This window comes from Segatella copri, assembly GCF_024330485.1.
GTDB lineage: Bacteria > Bacteroidota > Bacteroidia > Bacteroidales > Bacteroidaceae > Prevotella > Prevotella copri_L.
Window position 1 is genome coordinate 1 of record NZ_JANDWX010000036.1, and the last position, 26,253, is coordinate 26,253.

Consider the following 26,253-nt stretch of genomic DNA (forward strand, 5'->3'; position numbering starts at 1 on the left):
AACTCTCCATTGTAAAATATCATTTTTACCTAGCCTTGCGGCTTGGTTTGTTTGTTGTCTGTACTTAGGACGAATATCCTTTTCGTTTATTGAAGCTTAGTAAACCTGACTTGTCAATTTCTTGACGGTTCGTTTCTTTTACCCAGTTCCTTCATACTCCCTATATATAATAAGGTGTAATCCGAAACCGCTTCTTGTACTACTTGTCTGTTTATGTAAAATCTTTCAAAGAACTCTTTCTTCGCAAGTTAGGCTGCGCCTCAACAATTGAAATAAATTTCATTGTATTCGACTTGCACTAACTTTCTTTAATCGCTAAGAGAAAGCGTATTTCTCAAAAGCGAGTGCAAAAGTACAAACATTTTCCGAAACCACCAAACATTTTTCGGAAAAAGTTTTGAAATTAACAGTATTTTAACACTTTCATCTTATTTTGCACTTATTTTGATACCAAACACTTTATTATATACATACACGCGCTCATATCTGCGTGTGGGCACACAAGCATGCGCATATACATAATGGTACCAGAAAACTATTCTGCCTCCAAATAGAGAACACGAGACGACCAGTCGTTCTTCTTACCCCAGTCTACCTCATGAACATACGGCATTTCCAAGCCATGTTCCATAAGATACTTACCAGAGTAAGATTTTCCCTCACAATCAAGAGGCTTGTTATCAATTACATCTAGTTCTTTTACCTTATACATCTTATTCTCATCCAGACCAGCCATCTTAACTCTTGGCAAATGAACATTATAGAAGTTTGCCAATTTCCACCAATAGAAGACAGCCTTGTTTTTTGCTTCACTAACATACATAATAGAAGACAAGCCCTGATTATCGTACGGAGAAACCAAACGATAAAGGTCGCCAAACTGAACGACAGGACGAATCTCCTTGTATTCAGAGATAGCCTTTCGACAGAGAGCCTTCTCCTCATCCGTCATATTCTTTGGCTGGATTTCCATTCCAAGACGTCCGCTCATAGCTACATCAATACGATACTTCAAAGAAGTAGTGCGGAATACGGTATGGTTTGGCACAGCAGAGATATGACTTGCCATGGCGATGGCTGGGAAGAAATAGCTGGTTCCATACTGCATATAAATACGCTGCATGGCATCCGTATTATCGCTTACCCAAAACTCATCAAAACCACGGAGCATGCCCCAATTGGCACGGCCACCGCCACTTGCGCAACATTGAATCACCACATCCTTATACTTAGCACGAATACGGTCGATAACCTTCGCAAATCCCTGATGATAAGCAATGTAGAGATGACTCTGATCAGCTGCAGACAAGTATTGGCTGCCATGATTCATAATAGCCATATTGGCGTCCCACTTGATGTAGGCTATATCTGGATATTTAGTAAGTAAATTGTCTACTACACCGAAAACAAAGTCTTGTACTTTTGGATTAGAGAGATCGAGCACCAGCTGGGTACCACCACGGCCCAGAACAGCATCTCGCTTAGGAGCCTTGATAACCCAATCAGGATGCTTCTCATAGAGCATACTGGTAGTATTGGTCATTTCCGGTTCGATCCAGATACCAAACTTTACCTGATTTTTCCTGGCATCGTTCAGCAAGCCTTCAATGCCATTAGGAAGTTTCTTGGTATCAACCACCCAGTCGCCGAGTGCACAGTTATCAGTAACACGAGGATATTTGGTTCCGAACCATCCATCATCCATCACGAAGAGTTCACCACCCATACTATGGATATCAGCCATCATCTGGTCCATTCCCTTTTGGTTGATGTCGAAATAAACACCTTCCCAAGAGTTGAGCAAGATATCACGCTCCTTATCTCCATGTGCCAGGATATATTTGCGTCCCCATTTATGGAAGTTTCTACTTGCACCGCTCAAGCCCTGTGTTGAATAGGTCAAAGCGAGTGCTGGAGTTTTGAAAGTCTCACCTTTCTTAAGATGATATTCAGAGTTCTGTTCATTAATACCGGCAAAGAAATAATGATATTCGGTATCATCAGTAACCGTCTTCAGCTTATAGTTTCCACTATAAACCAAGGCTGCACCAATAACATTACCCGCATTTTCCTGTCCTTTACCATCGAGCGAGAACATGACTTCTGCATGATCGGTATGCGAATTGCGGGTACCATCATTGTTTCGGATTACAAATTCTCCTGGCTGCAGTTTTTCATGACTCAACTGTCCCTCTGCAGCCCAAGTACCGGAAAGATGACTCATCCAAACATCTCCGCGACGGATAGGAAGCATAGCCGATGCGAAGGTAGTCAGGGTTACAGTACCCTTTTCACCATTCAGAATCTCGGTCCATGCCTCAATCATATCAACATCATTGTATGCACGATACTTCAAATCTACCTTTATATTATATACAGGATCTTTCAGATGGACGGTCGTGACAGAAGCATTTCCTTCGTTCTTCACATCACAGCCCGTAGCCACGAGTGCAGTCGAAAGATTGCCATCACTATGACGCATGGCAAGCGCTGCTTCAGCTGGAGTATTCAGTCCGTAAGCCGGATAAGCATCCATACGGCCATCAGTAGCGACCTTCAGATTCTGCAAATCGTTAGGATTCAACTTAGTACCGAAATAGAGATACTGGGCAGGCTTTCCATTCTCAACATCGAGAATGAGCGACATACCCTTTGTATTTACAGATACTTTTTCTGCCATCGCCGGAAGTGCGACAGTCATCAATATAAGTGCAATTGATTTTAACTTCATATTACCTTTCTAAGTTATTAGTTGCGTTTATAGTTTCTATTTTGTGAGAGATGATTTCTCATTTTCACATCGCAAAATTATAAAAAAATCCAATACACTCCAATACTTTTTTGATTTATTTTTCGAAGAAAGCAGAAAAGGACAAACAATCAGCAAATAAAGCAAAGAAAACACTCCCGAAATCGAAAGAATTCCTAAAAGATAGTCCACTTTAAGAAATTCTTAGTATCTTTGCAATGTTATAGCTGATAACGATTTAGGTATAGTGGGTTGAATGCCCTATTTCTCAAAATCAGCAGAATGTGTAACGAAAAGATATATAGAGATATGAAACTAAAGATACATTTCAGTCATAAAGAAGAACTTTGGAACTCATGGTCGCATGCAGGAGGTATCCTGATGGGCTTTGTCGTGGGAGCCATCTTCTTATATTGGTGTTTTACGATGCATAACGGATGGGCTACGGCGGGAGTTATCCTCTATCTGTTCGGTATGCTGATGTCTTACATCGCCTCAACGGTTTACCATGCCGTTTCTGCCTGGAGTAAATGGAAGGAGCGACTGCGCAAATGGGACCATGCCGCCATCTACTGGCATATTGCCGGCTCTTACTCGCCAATCACGCTCATTGCGATGCGAGACCAGGGATATTGGGGATGGAGCCTCTTTATCTTTATCTGGGCTTGCGCCATTGCCGGAACCATCATGAGTTTTGCCAGACTCAAGGATCACAGCAACCTGGAGACCATCTGCTTTGTAGGCATGGGATTGTCGGTACTGGTTGCCTTTAAACCTTTGATAGACTCCGTATCCACCGCCACAGTCTGGTGGATTATTGCCGAAGGCGTCTGCTACATTACGGGCGCCGTATTCTACAGTATCAACAAGAAGAAATACATGCATTCCGTGTTCCATTTCTTCGTTTTAGCTGGTAGTATCTGCCACATCATTGCAGTTTGGGACATTCTCATGAAATATATCTAAACGACTTAATAAAAAGCATCAAGGCATCGGGAAGTTTTTGCTTTCCGATGCCTTTGTTTTTTTATAATGCTCTATATTACAAGACATTCATCCATATCATACTCTTCTTATAATATAATAAGGTGGAATTGTTAACAATACGTTAAAGTATGAAAATAATTGCCCAAAAGTTTGGAACTTATCGCAGAAAAGCATACCTTTGCAGTGTTCTATTGAAGTAGTACACTAAAACATTAAAGATTATGATACAGATTAAAGACATTGATTTCAGATACCCAGGTAGCAAGCACCTTGTATTTAGAGATTTCTCTTTGGAACTCAAGGAGAACAACATTTATGGCTTGCTTGGTAAGAACGGTACAGGCAAGAGCACCCTGCTCTACCTCATCAGCGGATTGCTCCGCCAGCAACAAGGTACCGTTCTCGTGGATGGCATTTCGGCACAAGATCGCAAAGCCGAGATGCTGAAGGACATCTTCATGGTGCCCGAAGAGTTTGAACTGCCCAACGTTTCCCTCGCCACCTACGTGAAGATGAACCAGGGGTTCTATCCAAACTTCTCGCAGGAAGTGCTGGACCGTTGCCTCAAGGATTTTGATTTACCACTCTCTCTCAAGTTGAACGAACTCTCGATGGGACAGAAGAAGAAGGTATTCATGAGTTTCGCACTCGCCACGGGTACCCGCTTTCTTCTGATGGACGAGCCAACCAATGGTCTCGACATCCCATCGAAGAGCCAGTTCCGTAAGGTCATCGCCAACAACATGACGGAAGACCGCACCCTCATCATCTCTACCCATCAGGTGCACGATGTAGAGTCGTTGCTCGACCACATCATCATCATGAACCAGAGCCAGCTCCTGCTCGATGCATCGGTTTCGGACATCTGCGAGAAATACACCTTCGAATATCGCAACCCACAGGAAATGGACGACACCGTGCTCTACGCCGAGCCAACCCTGCAGGGCAATGCCGCCATCTGCAAGCGTCAGGAGGGAAAACAGGAAACACAGATGAACCTGGAGTTGCTCTTCAATGCAGTAATTAATGGAAAATTAAACGATTAAAAATTAGACGATTATGAAAAAGAATTTCGATTTACATAGATTAAGCATGGTACTTCGTTGGGATATTCTCACCAACTGGCAGCGTCATCTTGGAGCTACAGCAGGTCTCGCCATCTGCATTTCCATCTATTGTGTATTGCGACTTTTTAGCATGAGATATTGGCTTAACTCAACCGATGTAGAGCTGGCTGGTCATCAATACCAGGTAAGTGTTTGCATGTTCTTTTCTGTAATAGCATTCATCGCGTTCTACGTCTTGGCAAGTTGTATATTCAATAACATGAAGACTAAATTGCAAAGAGAGAGTTTCCTGATGCTTCCTGCTTGTAATCTAGAGAAGTTTGTGGCCCGATTACTCATGATGAGTATCGGTGTTTTGGTTCAACTTTTTGCAGCAGTAATCTTGGCCGATGTTATACAGTTCATCTTTAGTTTCATCATCACTCCAGATTTTCATATCAGCATCACCTGGGCTGTGCTCAGCCATATTATTCCCACAATTCACCCTTTCGACAACGACTGGCTGAAATGGATTACCCTCTATTCATTCATACTATTTTCCCATTCTTTCGCAACACTTGGCGGAACATTCTATCGCAAGTTGCCAGTATTGCTAACAGCTTGCACGGGCATTCTTCTTAGTATGATTTTGGGATACATCATCAACAAATTAGGAGAAGCTGGAGTTTTTGATTTCTTCAGTCATATTAACTTCAGCAATGGTTCCACAGCTGACTATTGTATAACAATTACAGCATTCTTTGTTTTTCTTGCTTTGGCTGCCTTCAACTATTGGGCATCCTACAAGCTCTTCACCCGTATGCAGGTTATCTGCAACAAGTGGATTAACATCTAAGAATTAAAATTTGACGATTATGAATTTCAGTAATGATAAAGCAATATACGTACAGATAGCCGAACGATTGAGCGATGAGATTCTGGCGGGCAAGTACAAGGAAGACGAGCGAATACCGAGCGTCAGGGAATACGCCGTGCTGCTGGAGGTAAATGCCAACACAGCCGTGAAGGCATACGACCTGCTTGCCACAGATGAGATTATCTACAACAAGCGAGGTCTGGGCTACTTTGTTTCCGCAGGAGCCAAGAAGCAGATTAAGAAAACCCGCAAAAAGGAGTTTATGAAAGAAAGACTCCCGGAACTCGCCCGACAAATGCAGCTTCTCGACATCTCCATCGATGAAGTGAAGGAAGAGTTGGAGAAGAATCTCAAAAAGATTAAGATATGATGACACTATTCATCCTCAAATATATATTTATAGCTTCTGCCTTTACCTTATATATAATAAGGTGTATGTAATAACGTTTTAAAAAAAGAGTTACGCTTGCAACTTTCTGAAAGTTGCAAGCGTCTAATGGTTTAAATTGATATCCATAAAACGAAAGTAATATGTCATTAATTCATCTAAAAGACGTCAACAAGACCTATCAGGGTGCTCAGCCACTCCATGTACTGAAGGGCATCGACCTCGACATCGAACGTGGCGAGTTCGTCAGCATCATGGGTGCTTCCGGCTCAGGAAAATCCACCTTATTAAATATACTGGGTATTCTCGACAACTACGATACGGGCGAATACCGACTCAACGATGTGCTCATCAAAGACCTCTCGGAAACCCGTGCTGCCGAATACCGCAACAAGATGATTGGCTTCATCTTCCAGTCGTTCAACCTCATCTCGTTCAAGACGGCGGTGGAAAACGTAGAGCTTCCACTCTTCTACCAGGGCGTAAGCCGCAAGAAGCGCCACGAACTGGCGATGGAATATCTAGAAAAACTGGGCTTGAAGCAATGGGCCAACCATTATCCCAACGAGATGTCGGGAGGACAGAAGCAGCGTGTAGCCATCGCCCGTGCCCTCATCACCAAACCCGAAATCATCCTTGCCGATGAGCCTACCGGAGCCCTCGACTCCAAAACGAGCGTGGAAGTGATGGACCTGCTGAAGGAACTGCACCAGAAAGAGGGAATGACTATCGTGGTGGTAACCCACGAAAGCGGTGTAGCCAACGAGACCGATAAGGTTATCCATATCAAGGACGGACTCATCGGAAGCATCGAAGACAACAGAGACCATCATCTCGTATCAAAAGACTACGTTAAGTAAGAAGAGAATGAGAGAATTAATCAAAGAAATATGGAGCACGTCGAAGCGCAACAAGCTCCGCACTTCGCTCACGGGATTTGCCGTTGCCTGGGGAATCTTCATGCTGATATTCCTGCTGGGCGCCGGCAACGGACTGATTAATGCCCAGTTGCAGCAAAGCACCCGATTCCTAGCCAACTCCATGCGAGTATTCCCGGGCGAAACCTCCAAGGCTTACAAGGGACTGAAGGAAGGCAGAAGCATCACGCTCAACGACAAGGACATCCTCATCAGCAACAAGACCTATGGTCAATACGTAGATGATGTGGGCGGAAGATTGGAACAGTATAACGTGAATATCAACTATGGCGATAATTATGTGGCAAGCCAGTCATTGGTGGGTGTGGCTCCTACACATCCCAAAATCGACAAGACAGAGCTGATTGCCGGACGATTCATCAACGAAATCGATATGAAGGAGCAGCGCAAGAATGTGGTGCTGAGCCGAAGCCAGGCCAAGGAACTCTGCAAAGACTACCGTTCGCTGGTGGGCAAGAACGTAAAAATCAGCAACCTCAACTTCCAGGTGGTGGGAATCTACAAGGATGATGAATCGCGCAATAATACCGAAGCCTTCATCGCCTACTCCACCATAAAGACCATCTACGCCAAGGGTGATGATGCGGGAAGTCTGGAGTTTACCATCAAGAACCTGAAGACCAGGGAGGACAATAAGCAGTTTGAGAAGAACTACCGCGCCAGCATCAACAACAACCATCAGGCAGCACCTGATGACGAGCGAACCATCTGGCTCTGGAACCGATACATGGACAATATCCAGATGAACCAGGGAATCGCCATCATGCAGACGGCCCTCTGGATTGTGGGTCTGTTCACCCTGCTGAGCGGCATCGTGGGCGTAAGCAACATCATGCTCATCACCGTGAAGGAGCGAACCCGAGAGTTTGGCGTAAGAAAAGCCATCGGTGCCAAACCTTGGTCGATACTGAAGCTCATCATCACCGAGAGCATCATCATCACCTCATTCTTCGGCTACATCGGAATGGTCTGCGGTGTGGCAGCAAACGAAATCATGGACGCAACCATCGGTCACACCACCGTAGATACCGGACTGTTTAAAGCCGCCATGTTTGTGAACCCTACGGTGGGCCTCGGCACCTGTATCGGCGCCACCATCACCATCGTCATCGCAGGCACCATCGCCGGACTCATCCCAGCCATCAAGGCTGCAAGAATCCGACCGATAGAGGCGCTGAGAGCAGAGTAATGCAAAATGTTGAATGCTAAGTGTTGAATGTTGAATTCATTCTTGCTTACACCTTATTATATATATAGAATAGGCTATGCGATTAGATTTAGATACATATAAAGAGATTCTCGACACCATCACGAGGAACAAGAGCCGCAGTCTGCTTACGGGCTTCGGCGTGTTCTGGGGCGTGTTTATGCTCATCGCCCTGATGGGTGGCGGACAAGGACTGAAGGAGATGCTGCAAAACAACTTCACAGGCTTTGCTACCAATACCGCTATCATCTGGGCGCAGAACACCACCAAACCCTACAAGGGATTCAACAAGGGGCGCTCCTGGCAGATGGAAGAGAAAGACCTGGAGAGATTGCGCCACCAGGTGCCCGAACTCGATGTCATTACCCCGCTGCTCTTCGGCGGCAACAAGTCGGTAGTGTTTGGCGACAAGAAATTCAGCGGCAGCACACAGGGCGTAAATCCTGACTACGCCAAAGTTTCTGCGCCACAGATGTTTTACGGCAGATACATCAACGAGATGGATGTGCGCCAGCAGCGCAAGGTTTGCGTCATCGGCAAACAGATTTACAAGAATCTCTTTCCTGGCGGCGGTGATCCGTGCGGCAAGAGCGTAAGAGTTGACTCTACCTATTATATGGTGATAGGCGTAGATTACCGCTCGGGCAACGGCGTGAACTTCGGCGGTCGTGCCGATGAAACCATCACCCTGCCCCAATCGGTTTTGCGCAGCGCTTATAACCGGGGTAAGGCGGTTGACATCATAGCCACCACCGGCAAACCGGGCGTAGTAATGAGCAGCATTGCCCAACGGATGAGAGAAACCGTGGCAAGAGCCCACAGCATAGACCCTACGGACGAAAAGGGCATCATGGTGTTCAATACCGAAGTACTCTTCCAAATGCTCGACAACCTGTTCAAGGGCGTCAACTTCCTCATCTGGCTGGTAGGCATCGGTACCCTTCTTGCCGGCGCCATCGGAGTTTCCAACATCATGATGGTAACGGTAAAGGAGCGAACCACCGAGATAGGCATCCGCCGAGCCATCGGAGCCACGCCTAAGATGATACTTTCGCAAATCATCTCCGAGAGTATTCTTCTCACCTTGGTAGCCGGCATGAGCGGCATCCTCTTCGGCGTTGCCATCCTGCAGATGCTGGAAGTAGGAAGTACCACGGATGGCATTCTTACCGCCCACTTCCAGGTAGATTTCTGGACGGCCATCTCTTCAGCCATCCTCATCTGCATTCTCGGCGGCCTAGCCGGACTCGCCCCTGCATGGCGAGCGATGAGCATCAAGCCGGTAGATGCGATGAGAGACGAATGATAATGTTTAATGAGTAATGTTTAGTGTTTAATTACGCTATATAGTTGGAAAATATAAGAAATACAAGATATGAAAAAGTATTCAAAGTTGATTGTTGCGGCGATTGTCGCCTTGATTTTCATCGGAACCTTCGTGTTCCTTTATGAGAAATCGCAGCCTAAGCCTGTGGAGTATACTGAGTTTACTCCTAAGATGGCTGATGTTTTGAAAACTACCGTCATCACGGGCAAGATTGAGCCTCGCAACGAGGTGAGCGTAAAACCTCAAATTAGCGGTATCATCACCGAGATTTGCAAAGAAGCAGGTGATTATGTTCAGGCGGGCGAGGTTATCGCCAAGGTAAAGGTGATTCCGGATATGGGACAGCTCAGTTCGGCTCAGGCACGCGTGCGCCTTGCTGAAATCAACCTGAAACAGGCACAGGTGGATTATGGTCGCGAGGAACAGCTCTTCAAGAAACAGCTGGTCAGCGCCGATGAGTTTGATAAGGTAAAGCAGGCGATGAAACAGGCACGCGAGGAGGTTACCGCTGCCGAAGATGCTCTCCAGGTGGTGCGCGATGGTGTAAGCAAGAGCAATGCCAGCGCTTCTTCCACCCTCATCCGTTCTACCATCTCGGGCATTATCCTCGATATTCCGGTCAAGGTGGGTAACTCGGTGATTCTTGCCAATACTTTCAACGATGGTACTACCATCGCCAGCGTGGCCAACATGAACGACCTCATCTTCCGTGGCAATATCGATGAAACCGAAGTGGGAAGTCTCGTTACAGGAATGCCGATGAAGATTACCATCGGAGCCTTGCAGAACCTCAACTTCGAGGCTAACCTGGAGTATATCTCTCCTAAAGCTGTAGAAAACAATGGTGCCAACCAGTTTGAGGTAAAGGCAGCCATCCGTTCTACCAAGGGAGGCAAAATCCGTTCAGGCTACAGCGCCAATGCCGAGATTGTACTGGCCAAGGCTACCCATGTACTCACCGTTCCGGAGAGTGCCATCGAGTTTAGCGGCGATTCTACCTTTGTATATATCATAAAAGGTAGCGGCGAGAAGAAGACTTATGAGCGCAAACAGGTAACCACCGGTTTGAGCGATGGAGTAAATATAGAAATCAAGAAGGGTCTGGGACTCAAGGACAAGGTTCGCGGTCCTCAGGTAATAGCAGAAAATAAGGATGATGACGAATAGTCATCATCCTTATTCTTTTTTATAGGCATCAGATAACTTAGATGTTATCCTTTTCGATATCCTTGAAGTAGCGGTAAGTACCCACCTTCAGTTCATCGCAGGCAATCTCATCACAAACGATGATGCCATGCTGGTGCTGCTGCAGAGCGCTGATGGTCCAAGCCTGGGTAACAGGGCCTTCGATGGCAGCCTGCAGGGCGCGGGCCTTGTTATGACCGTTGCAGAGAATCATTACCTCTCGGGCAGCCATCACGGTACCCACACCTACGGTCAGAGCCAGACTAGGTACCTTCTCAGGATCATTATCGAAGAAACGGGAGTTGGCAATCTTGGTGTCTGTAGTGAGCGTCTTTACTCGTGTGCGGGAGGTTAGAGAAGAGAATGGCTCGTTGAAAGCGATATGGCCATCAGGCCCGATACCACCGATAAAGAGGTCAATGCCACCCGCTTCTTCTATCATCTGCTCATAATGACGGCACTCCTCTTCCAGATTCTCGGCATTACCGTTCAGGATATGAATATTCTCCTTAGGACAGTCGATATGATTGAAGAGATTGGCCGCCATGAAAGAGTGATAACTCTCAGGATGAGATTCCGGCAAACCTACATATTCATCCATATTGAAGGTGATGACATGCTTGAATGAAACCTTGCCTTCTTTTACCGCCTTTACCAGGTTGGCATACATGCCCTGAGGTGAAGAACCGGTTGGCAAACCCAGAACAAAAGGACGTTCAGCAGTTGGTTGAAATCTGTTAATTGTTTCAACTACATGATCAGCTGCCCACTTTGACAGCTTCTCATAATCTTTTTCGATAATAACACGCATAATCTATTTCTTATTGTTTAGTTGTAAAATTCAGGAAACAAAAATAATAAAAATCTGTTTCATTACCGCTAAAAGATGGCAAAAATTATATTTTTTTACAGTTTGCGGTATCTACTTCTTCATAGCCCTCCTGCTCTACATATTCATCAAAACCGATGCTGATATCGGCGCCATTCTGTTCGAAGAGACGCAGTAATTTCTGCTGCATATCGGGTGCGATGAGGATGGCGCCGCGCTTCGCCTTGCAATAGGTGCTTTCGCTGATATAGGGCGAAATGTGCCAGAAATGAGGCGTATTGGCAGAAGGTATCGTACCGAACATGCGGCGGAATCCGCGTGCCATGCGTATGATCTTCTTCTGAAGCCGATAGGCGCAGCCCTGCTCGTTGCAGGCTATATGGTCCGGGTTCAGAATGCAGAACACCTTCTCCGACTTACGCAACTTCTGATAACGCTCAAAACGAGCACAAAGGTGATGTACCGGGCACGCCTCCTTGAGACATACCGTATCAATGGAATGGATTGAAATATTGTTCATGTTCTTTATTTTTTTAGTTGGATAAATAATTTTTTCTTCGAAAGATTGAGGGGCTGTTATCGGCAAATAGCCAACTGGTGAACCACAGACAGCCAACTAGCCGCTATGAGAACAGTGGGCTGTTCTAGTCAGACAGCTATCGGAAAAGCCTGAGAAAGAATTTTAAGAAAGGAACTGCGAAAAACTCTTCACTCTTCACCTAACCCCCGGAAACACCGATAAACAGAGGGGATTCGAGGGGTGAAGAGTTGTTTCTCACTCTTCACCCACTCTTCACCACTCTTCACCCATCTGCCGCTTAGCTATATTTTCAGATTCTTACAAGCAGATAGGCCTGACCCTTCTTGGTATGCTTCATCTTGCAACCCAGGAGTTTGAGCGACTGGCCGATGCGAATCTTGGTACTCAGATTGCTTATCAGCATCGGAAATCTTTCGTGCAGAACCTCGAAAACATCCGAACAGATGAGCCATTCGCCCGTTTCATTATCCTCAGGAACACGGAAGCAGCTCTTCAGCATCGATTCAAAATCATCTACCTTAAAGAAAGGAAGATTGCACTTCTGAATACGGTCCACCTCGGCATTGGTAAACCAGTAAGGCGTCTTCTTATGGCAAAGCTCATACATAACTTGTGCATAGAGCTGGTCATAAATGATGGGTGAACCGTTGTCGATATATTCACCTGCCGGAATGTGCAGACAGACGAATCGGCGGCTACCCGTAGGGTCGCAGAGCGGATGCTCATCATTGGTGGTTGCCAGGAAGGAAGCGTAGCGCGGACGGTCATCCTGACTCTTGCCGAAGATAGGGCGCCCGTTCACCTTCACCTTTGAAAGCATCTGCTTCAGCTTGCCCTGCTGCGATGGTCCCATATTTGCAAACTCATCTATGTTGACAAAGAGATTATGAGTGAGCGCCATCTCGGAGTCAAACTTATTGGCAAAGTTGATGTGGTCGAGGAAATACTGTCGCAGATGATCCGGCAGCAGGCGATAGGCAAAGGTACTCTTGCCGCAACCCTGCTTTCCGATAAGCACAGGAGTGGTTTCGTTGCCATGAAACATATCCATCTGCAACCAGTGGGCGACAGCCGAACGGAGCCAGGTGGCGCACCATCCCAACTGTTCACTTGTAAGCCCCGGAATCCTGCCAAAGAGTTCAGCCACATGGTTCTTTCCATCCCATTCCGGCAGGTTCTCGAGATATTCCCTGATAGGGTCAAACTCCGGAACCTCTTCAGAACGTACGAACTCCTCAATATCCTGTCGGGGCGACTTCTTACCTCCCACACCCAACCGCTTGGCGTGACGGACGATAGAATTGAAAGCCTCCGGAGTCAGCACCTTCCAGGTTGAGTCAGAAGATTCCTCCTCTTCCCCACCGGTTTCCGGTTCCTCTTCTACGGGCTCCTCAGTTTCGTCCTCATTCTTTGAGAGAGTGAAATACTCGGTTTTACCACTTAGCACATTTCTACGGAAGAGATAATACTCATCGAGAAAACTCTCAACAAGAGAGAGTGCAGAAATTTCGTTTGTCATCTTATCTGATGACGATAAAGCTGTAACTTTGTTCATATATTAATTTTTTTAGTTAATAATAATCATCTTTTAGCCCTTATATATAATAAGGTGAAGAGTGGTGAAGAGTGGGTGAAGAGTTGTCTCTATCTCTTCACCCCTCGAAACCCCTCTGTTTATGGGCATTTCCGGGCTTCAGGTGAAGAGTGAAGAGTTTCAGCTCATTCATGGCTCAGCATTTCGCCGCTCTTTCGTTTTCGATTGCAAAGTTAATACTTCCCTTCGCTGATTCCAAATTTTCCCCGCCACCTTCCCGCTACTTTTCTGAAATCAGGGAAGAAACAAGGGGGCTACGGGGAAAAGTATGGGGAAAAAAGAGGAAAAACAAGCGCATATCCTTGCATAATCCGAAAATAAATCTTACCTTTGTGGCGAAACTTATTTTCTTAAAACAGACTGACAATGAATGAAGATAAAGATGAAATAGAATTCAGCTACGAAGTCTTTGACCGACAGCTCGACAACTTCTGCCGAATGCTCAGCATTCTGGTAGATGCATGGGAAGATTACAGTCCGCAGGAACTTACCTTCGATATCCGTTCGCTCTGCACCAAAGCCACCCGGCTCTGCTATATGGCAGAGAAAGATATGGTGCTGCAGCACAACGATATAGCCAAGCAGCGAAAGGAGCAGAACGAAACCCACGAAGTAAGCATCAGCATCATCGTAATGCAGAAGTTTACACCCCTGATGGCGCATATCATGGAAGACATGAAAAAGGGAAAACAGATAGAAGGAAAACGGATGAAAGTGGCACCGCTGGATATGACCCGCATCCTGCCGAAACTCAACGAATTTTTTGAAACCGATGAACTGGGCAAAGGAAGTACTATTGATGTAAACGAAGTAACCAAACTCCAAAAAGAACTGTTACGCCAGGTAAAACCCACACATATCCCCGGCGTAAAACCCGTAGAGCGCCTCTGGAATCTCTTCCAGCTATACAGCATGGCCTGTTATCTGATGCTCCACTTCCGCCAGCTGAGCCATTTCACCAACCTCGCCATGAGCGAAGAGCAGACCACCCGCCTCTTCGAAATGTCGCTACAGGAATATCAGGAAGAACCAAAGGGCATCAGCGACATAGACCGATACTTTACAACCCTGGAATATGATAACAACGGAAAGCAGCTCTCCGTCAGCCAATTGCTGGAAGTAAGAAAAACGCTAAAAGACGAGGTACCGGAAAATCTGCGCCTCGACTTCATGAAATATATAAGAGATACCCAACTGCTGGGCGCCCAGCTTGCCCACGTCAATTTTACAGCACAAGAATATCTCAAGCTGGTATCAGCCACCGTAAAATGGCACATCATCGAGCAGGAAATCTACGATTTGGAACATCCCGAAGGCATTCCGGAAACCCTTCCCAACGAGGTTTTCTACAAAGTAAAAGACGGCAAATACATCGACATGCAGAATCTGAAGGCTCAGATAGCCAATATGTTGAAATTTGTTACCCGCAAGAACCATTGGTTCTGCGTATGGTGTGTATTGAATCACAACTGCATGCTTCAGGACAACCAGAACTTCGAAGCCTTTGCCACCCAGATGATGACTCCCGAATGGTTTGGCGACATCGACGATTATCTCCATTTTTCGGGCGACAATCTCCGCGACTACCGCCGTTATTTCTCAGAGATAGATTATCCGCAATGGGAGGAAAAGAAGTTTAAGGAAATCAAAGACCTTTACAACATGACGAAATGGTCAGACAAGCTCCTCAGCAAGTTCCAGCATCTCTGCATCACGATGAATGGTGTGTTTGATAAGAAAAGCCTCTGATTCAGGCTTGTTTTATGCATAAAAAACAGCTTTTAAATGCCTGATTTACAAAATAATATTAAAAGTTCACAAGTTTGTGGTCCACAACCTTGTGAACTTTCATTTTTTTTGTTTATCTTTGCATCCGTAATCAAGCAAAAAATAACAATGGAAAAGGCATTCGTATATGGTATGTCGGTTGCCGGAAACAACTTCACCGACCGAATAGAAGAAACCAAGCGCATCAAGGCAGACTTTGAGCATGGCATCAACGTCATTCTCATCTCTCCCCGACGCATGGGCAAGACTTCGCTCGTCAAAAAGGTAATATCCGAAATTGATAATCCAGAGATAAAAGTGGTGTATATGGACATCTATGACTGCCGAAGCGAATATGATTTCTACAATCGCTTTGCAGAAACCATTATGAAATCTATGAGTAATAAGCTGGAACAAGTAGTAGAAAACATCAAGCAGTTCCTGGTAAGAGTTTCACCAAAAATCTCCTTTAGTCCAGATCCTACATCCGAATATTCATTATCTCTGGGAATTACACCAAAGGACTATTCCCCTGAAGAGATTCTGAATCTTCCGGAAAGAATCGCTCAGGAAAAGGGAATCCGCATGGTGGTCTGCATCGACGAATTCCAGCAAATTGGAGAATTCCCTGATACTCTTACGGTTCAGAAAAAACTGCGTGGCGCCTGGCAGCATCATCAGAATGTATCATACTGTTTCTTTGGAAGCAAGAAGCATCTGATGGAAAACATCTTCCAAAACCGTCGCATGCCTTTCTATATGTTTGGCGAGATGCTGCACTTGGATTGCATTCCTACTGAATATTGGGTGCCTTTCATCTGCTCCCGATTCGAGAAATACGGAAAGAAAATATCTGAGGAATATGCTACAAGAATCTGTAAAACCGTAAAGAATTATTCTTCCTACGTGCAGCAACTAGCTTGGAACGTGATGGCAGAAACCGAGAAAGAAGTAAACGAAGAAACCTTACAAAGTGGCATCAGCGCCTTGCTGCAACAATGTCATGGTCTTTTCGTACAGCAAACCGAGGGCTTAACCACCTATCAGCTCAACTTCATCCGCTTAATCTGCAAAGGAATCCACTCAGGCTTCACCGCTCAAAATATCGCCGACACCTATCCTTTGGGCAGCAAGTCGAATATCGACCGCATCAAGAAGGCACTCGTTGACAAAGAGTTGATTACCATCGAAAAAGACGGCATCTATCTCTCCGACTGTGTCTTCGAGCTGTGGTTTAAGAGGGAAATGATGTAAAATAGTACAGAATAAGAAAGATTTTCTTGTTTTTTGCATTCTGTTTCAAAACTTTTTGCTATTTTTGCACCGAAAAGTATGCAGAAGACAGAAATCTCTGTTATCGGAAAACTGCAGATTATTGATTGTTAAACATTTAAAATTAAAGAAGTAAGAAACAGATAGTTACAAACAGAAAGAAACGCAAAGAACTGGATTTTCTAAGAAAGTTCAATTCCTTATAGAGAGTAAGCAATTGAGTTCTATGCAACTCTAGGTTTATAAACTAGCGTTTCCGTTCTAAACTTTTAGATATTGAGCTTTTAGCTCTTGTTCTCTAATTCAGAATACCGCCAATATTCAACACACGAGAACAAGCAGACTGAGAGTTCACGCTTATAGGCGTGGACTGTTTGGTGCTTGTTGTGTGTACAGGTAACTTGGCGGTAACCTTGAATTAAACAAGTAAAGAACGGTTACACGCCTTTTTAATTAATATTATTTATGATTAAATTTACATTTAAAATTTTTCTTTTATTAGTATCTATATTTACCCCCATTTTTGCAATGGCTGAAAATGAGGATAACAATGAAGTGGGTGATTTAAAATATGAAATCACTGGTGAAAATACTGTTTCTGTACGAGGATTTGCTAATAACAAATTTGTTTCAGATTTAGTTATACCAGAACAAGTCACATTAGGAGGTCAGAAGTATACCATTACAGGAATAGCTGATGATGCATTTAATGCAAATAATGAAGATTATACAGAATATTCTGCTATTAAAAAATTGACGTTACCTAAGACTGTCAAAGAAATAGGTAATAGAGCTTTTTGTTGCGTGGGCAGTTTGGTCGAAATAAACTTTAATGAGGGACTAGAATACATCGGGCAAGAAGCATTTTCACTATGCAATAATCTTAAAGAAGTATCCTTACCTAACAGCTTGCAAAAAATAGACTATGGTGCATTTATAGGAGACAAAAATTTGGAAAAAATAACACCGTCTAATAACCTCAAATGGATTGATGCATATACATTTCAAGCTACAAAATGGCTAGACAAGCAACCTGAAGGACTCGTCTATTTCGGAAATGCACTACTAACATATAAAGGTACAGTAGAAAGTTTTGCATATGTGAAAGAAGGAATCACGCTGATTGCAGAAGAAGCGTTACGAGACTGCAAATCTATCACGAAATGCATTCTTCCAAAAGGCATTAAAATAATAGCTGGAAGAGCATTTAAATACTGTAATAATCTAACATATATATATGTACCTGAAGGTATAGAATATATTGGCGATGACGCTTTTGTAATTTATCCAGAAAACGGTATAAAGACAACAGTATCTTTACCTAATACGTTTAGTACATATATTCTTAATTGTAGAGCTGAAATAAATTATGTTATAAGATATTCAGACAATCAAAATATGTATATTGCAACTGCATTGAAGCCTGTATTCAATGCGGTAGATAATATATACGTACCAGGAGGTTGTTCTAAATTCTATACAGAAAAAGGATTTACAAATGTAAAAGAACTATACTCTTACGATATTGACTCTAAAGACAACTATATTTACGTAAAAGTTAATCCTAATTATGATTTTGTTAAAATTAATAAAGTAAGTTTTTGGGATATGGATATGTATTATTATACGGATATGACTTATGATGAGAATGAAAAAGCTTGGAAATATACTATCAATTCAAGTCGTGGAACTAGAGCTATAGCTATTAATGAAATAGAGACCAAAATTACTTGTACTATAGGGGATCTAACTGCAAATATAGTCTACACTGGAGAAGACAATAAATACATTTCTACTTCAATTGGTCCTGTTTACAAAACAGAATATACAAATAACACAAAACATTATAATATACAAGGTATAGAGATTTCGCCTAATACAAATGGCTTACATATCGTCAAAGACAAATTTGGTAAAACAAAGAAAGTAATAATCAGATGATAATAAGATGATTATAAAAAATATCTTTAATTATTTGTCTAAGTCACTTTTTATAGTGACTTAGACAACAATTTTTCTCTACTATTTGTTTCTACACCTATAATTAATCATTTTTTATCCGAATATTGCAGATACGGAATATAATGGATAATTGGCAAGCCAATCCTGCTCCCTGTAAGGTGACATGGATAGGCGCATACCTTTCAATCCCTGATTGCGCTCCACAAACACCCTCAGACTCTTAGCCTGTAAATTCTCCTCAGCCTTTACTTCTATCGGAATGATTTTTTCTTCATCCTGCACTAGAAAATCTATTTCACCACGTGAATTTTCTGCCGACCAATAATAGATAGACAAGGAAGATTTCTCCTTAAGCTGCTGCAGGACATACTGCTCTGTCAGCGCCCCCTTAAAATCTGAAAACAGCACATTTCCTTCCAGCAAGCTTTGGGCAGGAATATTGCTCATGGCTCCCATCAGTCCCACATCAGACAGGAATAACTTGAAAGCAGAAAAATCCTCGTATGCAGCCAATGGCAACAGGGCTTTCTTACAACGGTTTACCTTATAGATCAACCCTGCATCTTTCAGCCATTCGATAGCGAGCTCAAAATCCTTTGCTCTGGCTCCTTCCTTTACGGCACCATAGATGAATTTCTTGTTTTCCTTGGCAAGCTGGGATGGGATGGATTTCCATACCATTCGGATACGTGGAACTTCTATGGCCGGAGCATGTTTGGAAAAATCACGCTCATACGCTTCAAGGATTCCTTTTTGAATGCTTCTGACTTCAGACAGATTTCCCTCGCTGGCAAAAGACTGTACTACAGCCGGCATTCCCCCGACCAGATAATACTGTCGCAGGCATTCCTCAAATTTATTCCGGAACATGGTTATCATATTCCAATCCTTTGATATCAGCAGTTCTACCATACGGCTTTCACCGATTGCATCTAGAAATTCAAAGAATGTGAGGGGATATAAATGCATGAAATCTACCTTACCTACAGGAAAAGAGTCATTCTGATGCATCGCAATTCCGAGCAATGAACCTGCAGCTACGACATGATATTGAGGTGCTTTTTCTGCAAAATACTTTAATGCGGTGATACCCCTGGGTGCTTCTTGTATCTCATCAAGGATAATAAGCGTATTTTCATCAATAGAAACTCCTGTACTCCATTGTATGCTATTGATAATACGGGGAATATCAAAGTCATGTGCAAAAACTTCCCGGAGCATTTCATTGTCTTCGAAGTTTACATACGCACTACGGGTATAGGCCTCTTTGGCAAATTCCTGCATCAGCCAGGTTTTGCCAACCTGGCGGGCTCCAAGCATAATCAACGGCTTTCGGTCGTTGCTTGCTTTCCATTGATATAGGTATTTGATGGCATTTCTCTTCATAACTATCTGATTATTTGATATTTCTGAATGCAAAGATACATTTTTTATTTCAAAGAGTACAAAAAGTCGTCCTTAAAAATGTATAAAACTACAAAAAGTCGTCCTTAAAAGTGTAGAAAGTCACAAAAAGTCGTCCTTAAAAGTGTATTTACATCATACATCTACCAAAATCAACGCGGACTAGTTTGTTTAAAAGAAAGTCTCCCGACAGGCATCCCAGCAGATTTGAAATCCGACGAACGCCTAATGAGATAATCTGCGCTAACATGCTTTTTTATACCATTAGCGCAGATTATCCACGAATAATTTGCGCAAACGGGTATTTTTTTATATCTTTGCAGAAGATAAGCTGCACTCGGCAATTTGAAAGCAAGCTTTCATTGCGCTCGCTTGCATTATCTTTGCGCAGAAAATAACGAAAGATATGGAACAGAGACTGATAGGAAGAGAAGCAGAACTCAAACTGCTCAATGAATATATAAACTCCGATAGATCAGAGTTTATCGCCGTCTATGGAAGACGTCGTGTAGGCAAGACTTTTCTCATCAGAAAAGCCGTAGAGGACCATTTTGCCTTCTTTATGACAGGAATGAACGGAGTTGCCAAAGGCGAACAGCTTGTCAACTTCAGCATTTCCCTGCAAAAATATACCCACTCCACCACTCTGCAGACATTCAAGAGCTGGCTGCTGGCATTCTATGCCCTATCACAATACATAGAAACACTTCCGGAAGGCAAGAAAGTAATATTCATCGATGAATTGCCATGGATGGATACCGCCAAATCGGGATTCATACCTGCACTGGAAAACTTCTGGAACAGCTGGGCTGTACTGCGCAACGACATCAAACTCATCGTTTGCGGATCCGCCACCTCCTGGATGATCAACAACCTGATTCGCAACCGTGGTGGCTTGCACAACCGACTGACCCATCATCTGATTGTAAAACCATTCACCCTGCACGAATGCGAAGAATACTTCAAGGCTTACCACTTCGGCTACAGCCGAAAACAGATAGCAGAATGCTATATGGTTATGGGAGGAATACCTTATTATCTTTCAATGATGGATAAATCGAAAAGTCTGGCACAGAACATCGACCAGCTGTTTTTCGCAGACAATGCAGAACTGAAAGATGAGTTCAACGACTTATACAGAGCTTTGTTTAAGAAATCAGCCGACCATATCGCCGTGGTTACTGCCCTTGCTACCAAAGGAATGGGTATGACCCGACAGGAACTGGTCAAGGCATCGGGAGGAAAAGATAATGGAGCCTTCTCTACTGTACTGGAAGAATTGGAACAATGCGGTTTCATCCGTCTGTATGAACCATTCAGTACAGCCAATAAGATGACTTCCGACATTCGCCAAAAGCGAAATACCTTATTCCAGTTAGTAGATTTCTATACGCTCTTCTACTTCCGTTTCATCAAGCACAACAAGTATCAGGATTCCAGTTTCTGGTCATCCTCCCAAAACAGTCAGCTATACCATACTTGGGCTGGCTTGTCTTTCGAGATGCTTTGTCTAAACCATATAGACAAAATCAAGCATGCCCTGGGAATTTCGGGAGTACAGACCTTGGTTTGCTCATGGCGAAGCAGCAATACAGAAAAGGGAACTCAAATTGACTTGCTGATAGACCGGAAAGATGAAACCATCAATATCTGTGAGATGAAATTCTACAAGAGCGAATTCGAAATCAGCAAGGAATATGAGGAGAAGTTGCTGGAGAAACTGCGTATCTTCACAGAAGAGACGAAAACATCCAAATCGCTTCTCCTCACATTGATTACTTCTTTTGGATTGAAGCAGAACAAACATAGCGACATCGTACAGAAACAGATTACGATGGATGAATTGTTTATTTAATTGGCAAGCCAATGAATGTTTTTCCATAACCAATCGACCTTTACTACATCCCCACTTATCTATATCGAAAAAAATATAATTTTTATTCAATACAACGATTATATTGAATATTTTTATTACCTTTGCGATGTAGAAAAGGAAGAGCCGGCAGGCTCCTAACCACATACCGGTGAAGAGTGGTGAAGAGTAGGTGAAGAGTGAACAGAAACTCTTCACCACGCCAAATGCCTTGTTTATAGGCATTTACAAAGGAAAGGTGAAGAGTGAAGAGTTTCTGGCTCTTCGCTGTAATAAAAAATATAAGGAATGATGGACATTAAAGGTATTTATCATGCTGACGCCAATCGCTATAGCGATGCAGAAGCGCTCTACAAGAGATGCGGCAAGAGTGGTATCTTGCTGCCTAAAATAAGTTTGGGATTCTGGCACAACTTCGGAGAGGTAGATCCTTACGAAAGAAGTCGTGCCATCACTCACTATGCCTTCGACCATGGTATCACCCACTTCGACCTGGCTAACAACTATGGACCTCCATACGGAAGTGCAGAGGAAACGATGGGCAGGCTGATGAAAGATGATTTCAAGCCCTATCGCGATGAACTCTTTATCTCAACCAAAGCAGGTTATGATATGTGGGAAGGTCCTTACGGCAACTGGGGTTCCCGTAAGTATCTGATGGCCAGTCTGAATCAGAGTCTCAAGAGAATGAATCTCGAGTATGTAGACCTCTTCTACAGCCACCGCTACGATCCGAACACACCGCTCGAAGAAACCCTTCAAGCCATGGTAGACATCGTGAAGCAAGGCAAGGCTCTTTATCTCGGCATCAGCCGCTGGCCACTGGAAGCCCTGAAGTTTGCTGACCAATATCTGAAGGAGCGCGACTGTCCGCTGCTCATTTTCCAGGACAGACTCAACATGCTCGACCATGCGCCACAAGAGAATGGAACCTTAGATTATTGCGCAGAAAACGGCATCGGTTTCATCTCGTTCTCACCTCTGGCACAGGGACTTCTCACCGACCGATATCTCAACGGAATCCCATCGGATAGCCGTATGGCAAAAGAGCATTTTCTGAAACACTCTGCTCTAACTCCAGAACTACTGGAACAGCTCAAGAAATGGAACGCAGAAGCAGGAGAAAGAGACGAAACACTCGCCGAAATGGCACTTGCCTGGATATTGCAGCAGAAAGGTGTAACCAGCGTATTGGTAGGAGCCAGCTCTACCGCCCAGTTGGAAAAGAATATGAAGTGTGTGCATGCTAAGACATTAAATTCATAAAAAACTTGCATTTTATTTTGTTATGTGCCAAAATAAATGTAATTTTGCACCTTGAATAGGGTTACACCTTATTATATTTAAGAAAAGAAACATAATTATTAGATAAAACAATGGAATACAACTTCAGAGAAATCGAGAAGAAATGGCACCAGAAATGGGTCGAGAACAAGACCTACAAGGTGACTGAGGATGAAAACAAGAAGAAATTCTATGTGCTCAACATGTTCCCTTATCCATCAGGAGCTGGTTTGCACGTAGGTCACCCACTTGGTTATATCGCTAGCGATATCTATGCACGCTACAAGCGTTTGAACGGATTTAATGTACTGAACCCTATGGGTTACGATGCTTACGGATTGCCTGCAGAACAGTATGCTATCCAGACAGGTCAGCACCCAGAGGTTACTACCGTAGCCAACATCAACCGCTATCGTGAGCAGCTCGACAAGATTGGCTTCTCTTTCGACTGGGACCGTGAGGTTCGTACCTGCGACCCTAAGTATTACCATTGGACTCAGTGGGCTTTCCAGAAGATGTTCAACTCATTCTTCTGCAACAGCTGCCAGAAGGCTCAGCCTATCGAGAAGCTCATTAAGCGCTTCGAGGAGAAGGGTTCTGCTGACTTGAACGTAGCTCAGAACGAGCAGATTGACTTCACAGCCGAGGAGTGGAACAGCTACGACGACGTGAAGAAGCAGCAGATTCTGATGAACTACCGCATCGCTTACCTCGGTGAAACGATGGTTAACTGGTGCCCAGGCTTGGGTACTGTGCTTGCCAACGACGAGGTAGTAAACGGCGTAAGTGAGCGTGGCGGTTATCCTGTCATCCAGAAGAAGATGCAGCAGTGGTGCCTGAGAACATCAGCCTACTCTCAGCGTCTGCTCGATGGTTTGGAGACCATCCAGTGGAGCGACAGTATCAAGGAAACCCAGAAGAACTGGATTGGCCGTTCTGAGGGTACAGAGGTAGTATTCTCTGTAAAGGACAGCGACGTGAAGTTCACCATCTTCACTACCCGTGCCGATACTATGTTTGGTGTAACCTTCATGGTTCTGGCTCCAGAGAGCGAATATGTTCAGCAGGTAACTACTGCCGAGCAGAAGGAAGAGGTAGAGAAGTATCTCGACTACGTGAAGAAGCGCACCGAGTTGGATCGTATGGCTAACCACAGTGTAACCGGTGTATTCTCAGGAAGTTATGCCATCAATCCATTCACCGGCGAGGCAATCCCAGTATGGATTTCAGAATATGTATTGGCTGGATATGGTACAGGTGCCATCATGGCAGTACCTGCTCACGATAGTCGTGACTACGCCTTCGCCAAGCACTTCAACCTGCCTATCATCCCTCTTATCGAGGGTGCTGATGTTTCAGAGGAGAGCTTCGATGCCAAGGAAGGTATCGTAACCAACTCACCTGTAGCAGGCAAGGGCAGCATGGATGGCTTCTCTCTGAACGGACTCACCGTGAAGGAGGCTATCGCAGCTACCAAGAAATTTGTTACCGAGAAGGGCATCGGCCGAGTAAAGGTAAACTATCGTCTCCGCGACGCCATCTTCTCACGTCAGCGCTACTGGGGTGAGCCATTCCCTGTATATTACAAGGACGGAATGCCACAGATGGTTCCTGAGGAGTGCCTGCCACTCGAATTGCCTGAGATTGAGACCTATAAGCCAACAGAAACTGGCGAGCCACCATTGGGCAGAGCCAAGAAGTGGGCTTGGGATACCGAGAAGAAAGAGGTGGTTGACAAGAGTCTCGTAGATAACAAGACTGTATTCCCACTGGAGCTCAACACCATGCCAGGTTTCGCAGGTTCTTCTGCTTACTATCTGCGCTACATGGATCCTCACAACGACGAAGCACTCGTAAGCAAGGAGGCAGATGAGTACTGGCAGAACGTGGACCTCTACGTAGGTGGTTGCGAGCATGCTACCGGTCACTTGATTTACTCTCGTTTCTGGAACAAGTTCCTCTTCGACCTCGGCGTAAGCTGCAAGGAAGAGCCATTCCAGAAGCTGGTGAACCAGGGTATGATTCAGGGCCGCTCTAACTTCGTTTACCGCATCAACAGCGATGACCACGACAAGGCTCCTGTATTCGTAAGCTTGAATCTGAAGAAGGATTACGACGTAACTCCTATCCACGTAGATGTAAACATCGTAAGCAACGATGTATTGGATATCGAGGCATTCAAGGCTTGGCGCCCTGAGTATCAGAACGCTGAGTTCATCCTGGAAGATGGCAAGTACATCTGCGGATGGGCTATCGAGAAGATGTCTAAGAGTATGTTCAACGTGGTGAATCCAGATATGATTGTTGAGAAGTATGGTGCTGATACCCTGCGTCTCTACGAAATGTTCCTGGGTCCTGTAGAGGCAAGCAAGCCTTGGGATACCAACGGTATCGACGGTTGCCACCGCTTCCTGAAGAAGTTCTGGGGTCTGTTCTACGAGAACCGTACCGACAACTTCCTGCCATGCGACGAGGCAGCGAAGCCAGAGAGTCTGAAGAGCGTTCACAAGCTCATCAAGAAGGTAAGCGAGGATATCGAGAAGTTCTCTTACAACACTTCTATCTCAGCCTTCATGATTGCCGTGAACGAACTCGGTCAGCAGAAGTGCCACAACAAGGAACTCCTGACAGATCTCGTCATCCTCATCGCTCCATTCGCTCCACACATCGCAGAAGAGTTGTGGGCAGCACTTGGCGAGCAGGGCAGCGTTTGCGATGCAGCATGGCCAAAGTATGATGAGCAGTATCTGAAGGAGAACGATATGCAGCTCACTATTTCCTTCAATGGTAAAGCTCGTTTCCAGATGACTTTCCCTGTGGATACTCCTAACGAGGAAATCCAGAAGCAGGTATTGGCAGACGAGAAGAGCCAGAAGTACTTGGAAGGATTCAACGTGTTGAAGGTGATCATCGTACCAAAGAAGATCGTCAACGTAGTGTTGAAAAAGTAATTTATAGATAATATACAGAAGGTCGTCTCATCTAAAAATGGGCGACCTTCTGTGCTTTAAAAATACGAGGAA

General features: G+C 44.4%; 19 protein-coding genes. 14 read left to right on the forward strand and 5 right to left on the reverse strand.

The genetic code is table 11. The features are described from left to right. Positions 1–535: 535 nt before the first annotated feature. Positions 536–2,731, reverse strand: coding sequence for an alpha-galactosidase (locus NNC77_RS14045; protein WP_254971471.1), 2,196 nt, complete (start codon positions 2,729–2,731; stop codon positions 536–538). Positions 2,732–3,058: 327 nt separating this feature from the next. Here NNC77_RS14045 and trhA point away from each other — a divergent pair, with 327 nt between their 5' ends. The 8 genes from trhA to NNC77_RS14085 all read left to right on the forward strand — a co-directional run bounded on the left by trhA (position 3,059) and on the right by NNC77_RS14085 (position 10,686). Beyond that, entirely contained in the window at positions 3,059–3,715 is a 657-nt protein-coding gene (gene trhA, locus NNC77_RS14050) for a PAQR family membrane homeostasis protein TrhA (protein WP_117695654.1), read from the forward strand. A gap of 242 nt (positions 3,716–3,957) precedes the next feature. Beyond that, positions 3,958–4,782 (forward strand): ABC transporter ATP-binding protein, encoded by an 825-nt coding sequence (locus NNC77_RS14055; RefSeq protein ID WP_134844521.1) that lies wholly within the window; start codon positions 3,958–3,960, stop codon positions 4,780–4,782. Between the two features lie 13 nt (positions 4,783–4,795). Next, a complete protein-coding gene (locus NNC77_RS14060; RefSeq protein WP_147347517.1) occupies positions 4,796–5,638 on the forward strand; it encodes a hypothetical protein in 843 nt (280 codons plus the stop codon). Between the two features lie 19 nt (positions 5,639–5,657). Next, the gene (locus tag NNC77_RS14065) at positions 5,658–6,029 is read left to right on the forward strand and encodes a GntR family transcriptional regulator (protein WP_117695648.1); all 372 of its coding nucleotides are present in this window, start codon (positions 5,658–5,660) and stop codon (positions 6,027–6,029) included. 161 nt (positions 6,030–6,190) lie between these two features. Then, positions 6,191–6,907, forward strand: coding sequence for an ABC transporter ATP-binding protein (locus tag NNC77_RS14070; RefSeq protein WP_006848206.1), 717 nt, complete (start codon positions 6,191–6,193; stop codon positions 6,905–6,907). A gap of 7 nt (positions 6,908–6,914) precedes the next feature. Beyond that, positions 6,915–8,174 carry an ABC transporter permease gene (locus NNC77_RS14075; protein ID WP_254971469.1) on the forward strand — a complete coding sequence of 420 codons (1,260 nt, stop codon included), beginning with the start codon at positions 6,915–6,917 and terminating at the stop codon, positions 8,172–8,174. A 76-nt stretch (positions 8,175–8,250) separates the two neighbouring features. After that, the gene (locus NNC77_RS14080; protein ID WP_118190489.1) at positions 8,251–9,498 is read left to right on the forward strand and encodes an ABC transporter permease; all 1,248 of its coding nucleotides are present in this window, start codon (positions 8,251–8,253) and stop codon (positions 9,496–9,498) included. A gap of 69 nt (positions 9,499–9,567) precedes the next feature. Further along, complete coding sequence (locus tag NNC77_RS14085; RefSeq protein WP_118065457.1) at positions 9,568–10,686, forward strand: efflux RND transporter periplasmic adaptor subunit; 1,119 nt, start codon at positions 9,568–9,570, stop codon at positions 10,684–10,686. 37 nt (positions 10,687–10,723) lie between these two features. Here NNC77_RS14085 and nagB read toward each other — a convergent pair whose 3' ends face one another. The 3 genes from nagB to NNC77_RS14100 form a co-directional block, all read right to left on the reverse strand. Further along, entirely contained in the window at positions 10,724–11,515 is a 792-nt protein-coding gene (gene nagB / locus NNC77_RS14090) for a glucosamine-6-phosphate deaminase (protein WP_022120375.1), read from the reverse strand. 85 nt (positions 11,516–11,600) lie between these two features. Then, positions 11,601–12,053, reverse strand: a complete 453-nt coding sequence (locus NNC77_RS14095; RefSeq protein WP_254971467.1) for a DUF6078 family protein — start codon at positions 12,051–12,053, stop codon at positions 11,601–11,603. 310 nt (positions 12,054–12,363) lie between these two features. Further along, positions 12,364–13,629, reverse strand: coding sequence for a VapE domain-containing protein (locus NNC77_RS14100; RefSeq protein WP_254971465.1), 1,266 nt, complete (start codon positions 13,627–13,629; stop codon positions 12,364–12,366). A gap of 405 nt (positions 13,630–14,034) precedes the next feature. On the opposite strand from NNC77_RS14100, the gene NNC77_RS14105 reads away from it, so the two are divergent. The 3 genes from NNC77_RS14105 to NNC77_RS14115 all read left to right on the forward strand — a co-directional run bounded on the left by NNC77_RS14105 (position 14,035) and on the right by NNC77_RS14115 (position 18,648). Next, complete coding sequence (locus NNC77_RS14105) at positions 14,035–15,417, forward strand: hypothetical protein (protein WP_254971463.1); 1,383 nt, start codon at positions 14,035–14,037, stop codon at positions 15,415–15,417. A gap of 147 nt (positions 15,418–15,564) precedes the next feature. After that, entirely contained in the window at positions 15,565–16,689 is a 1,125-nt protein-coding gene (locus NNC77_RS14110; protein ID WP_254971461.1) for an AAA family ATPase, read from the forward strand. A 483-nt stretch (positions 16,690–17,172) separates the two neighbouring features. Beyond that, positions 17,173–18,648 carry a leucine-rich repeat domain-containing protein gene (locus NNC77_RS14115; RefSeq protein WP_254971459.1) on the forward strand — a complete coding sequence of 492 codons (1,476 nt, stop codon included), beginning with the start codon at positions 17,173–17,175 and terminating at the stop codon, positions 18,646–18,648. Positions 18,649–18,762: 114 nt separating this feature from the next. On the opposite strand, the gene NNC77_RS14120 is transcribed toward NNC77_RS14115, so the two are convergent. Continuing rightward, a complete protein-coding gene (locus NNC77_RS14120) occupies positions 18,763–20,055 on the reverse strand; it encodes an ATP-binding protein (protein ID WP_254971457.1) in 1,293 nt (430 codons plus the stop codon). A 424-nt stretch (positions 20,056–20,479) separates the two neighbouring features. Here NNC77_RS14120 and NNC77_RS14125 point away from each other — a divergent pair, with 424 nt between their 5' ends. The 3 genes from NNC77_RS14125 (at position 20,480) to leuS (ending at position 26,181) form a co-directional block, all read left to right on the forward strand. Continuing rightward, on the forward strand, positions 20,480–21,928 hold the full coding sequence (locus NNC77_RS14125) for an AAA family ATPase (protein WP_118082078.1): 1,449 nt from the start codon (positions 20,480–20,482) through the stop codon (positions 21,926–21,928). Positions 21,929–22,237: 309 nt separating this feature from the next. Next, positions 22,238–23,212 carry an aldo/keto reductase gene (locus NNC77_RS14130; RefSeq protein ID WP_254971473.1) on the forward strand — a complete coding sequence of 325 codons (975 nt, stop codon included), beginning with the start codon at positions 22,238–22,240 and terminating at the stop codon, positions 23,210–23,212. A gap of 110 nt (positions 23,213–23,322) precedes the next feature. Further along, on the forward strand, positions 23,323–26,181 hold the full coding sequence (leuS, locus tag NNC77_RS14135; protein WP_254971455.1) for a leucine--tRNA ligase: 2,859 nt from the start codon (positions 23,323–23,325) through the stop codon (positions 26,179–26,181). Positions 26,182–26,253 lie beyond the last annotated feature (72 nt).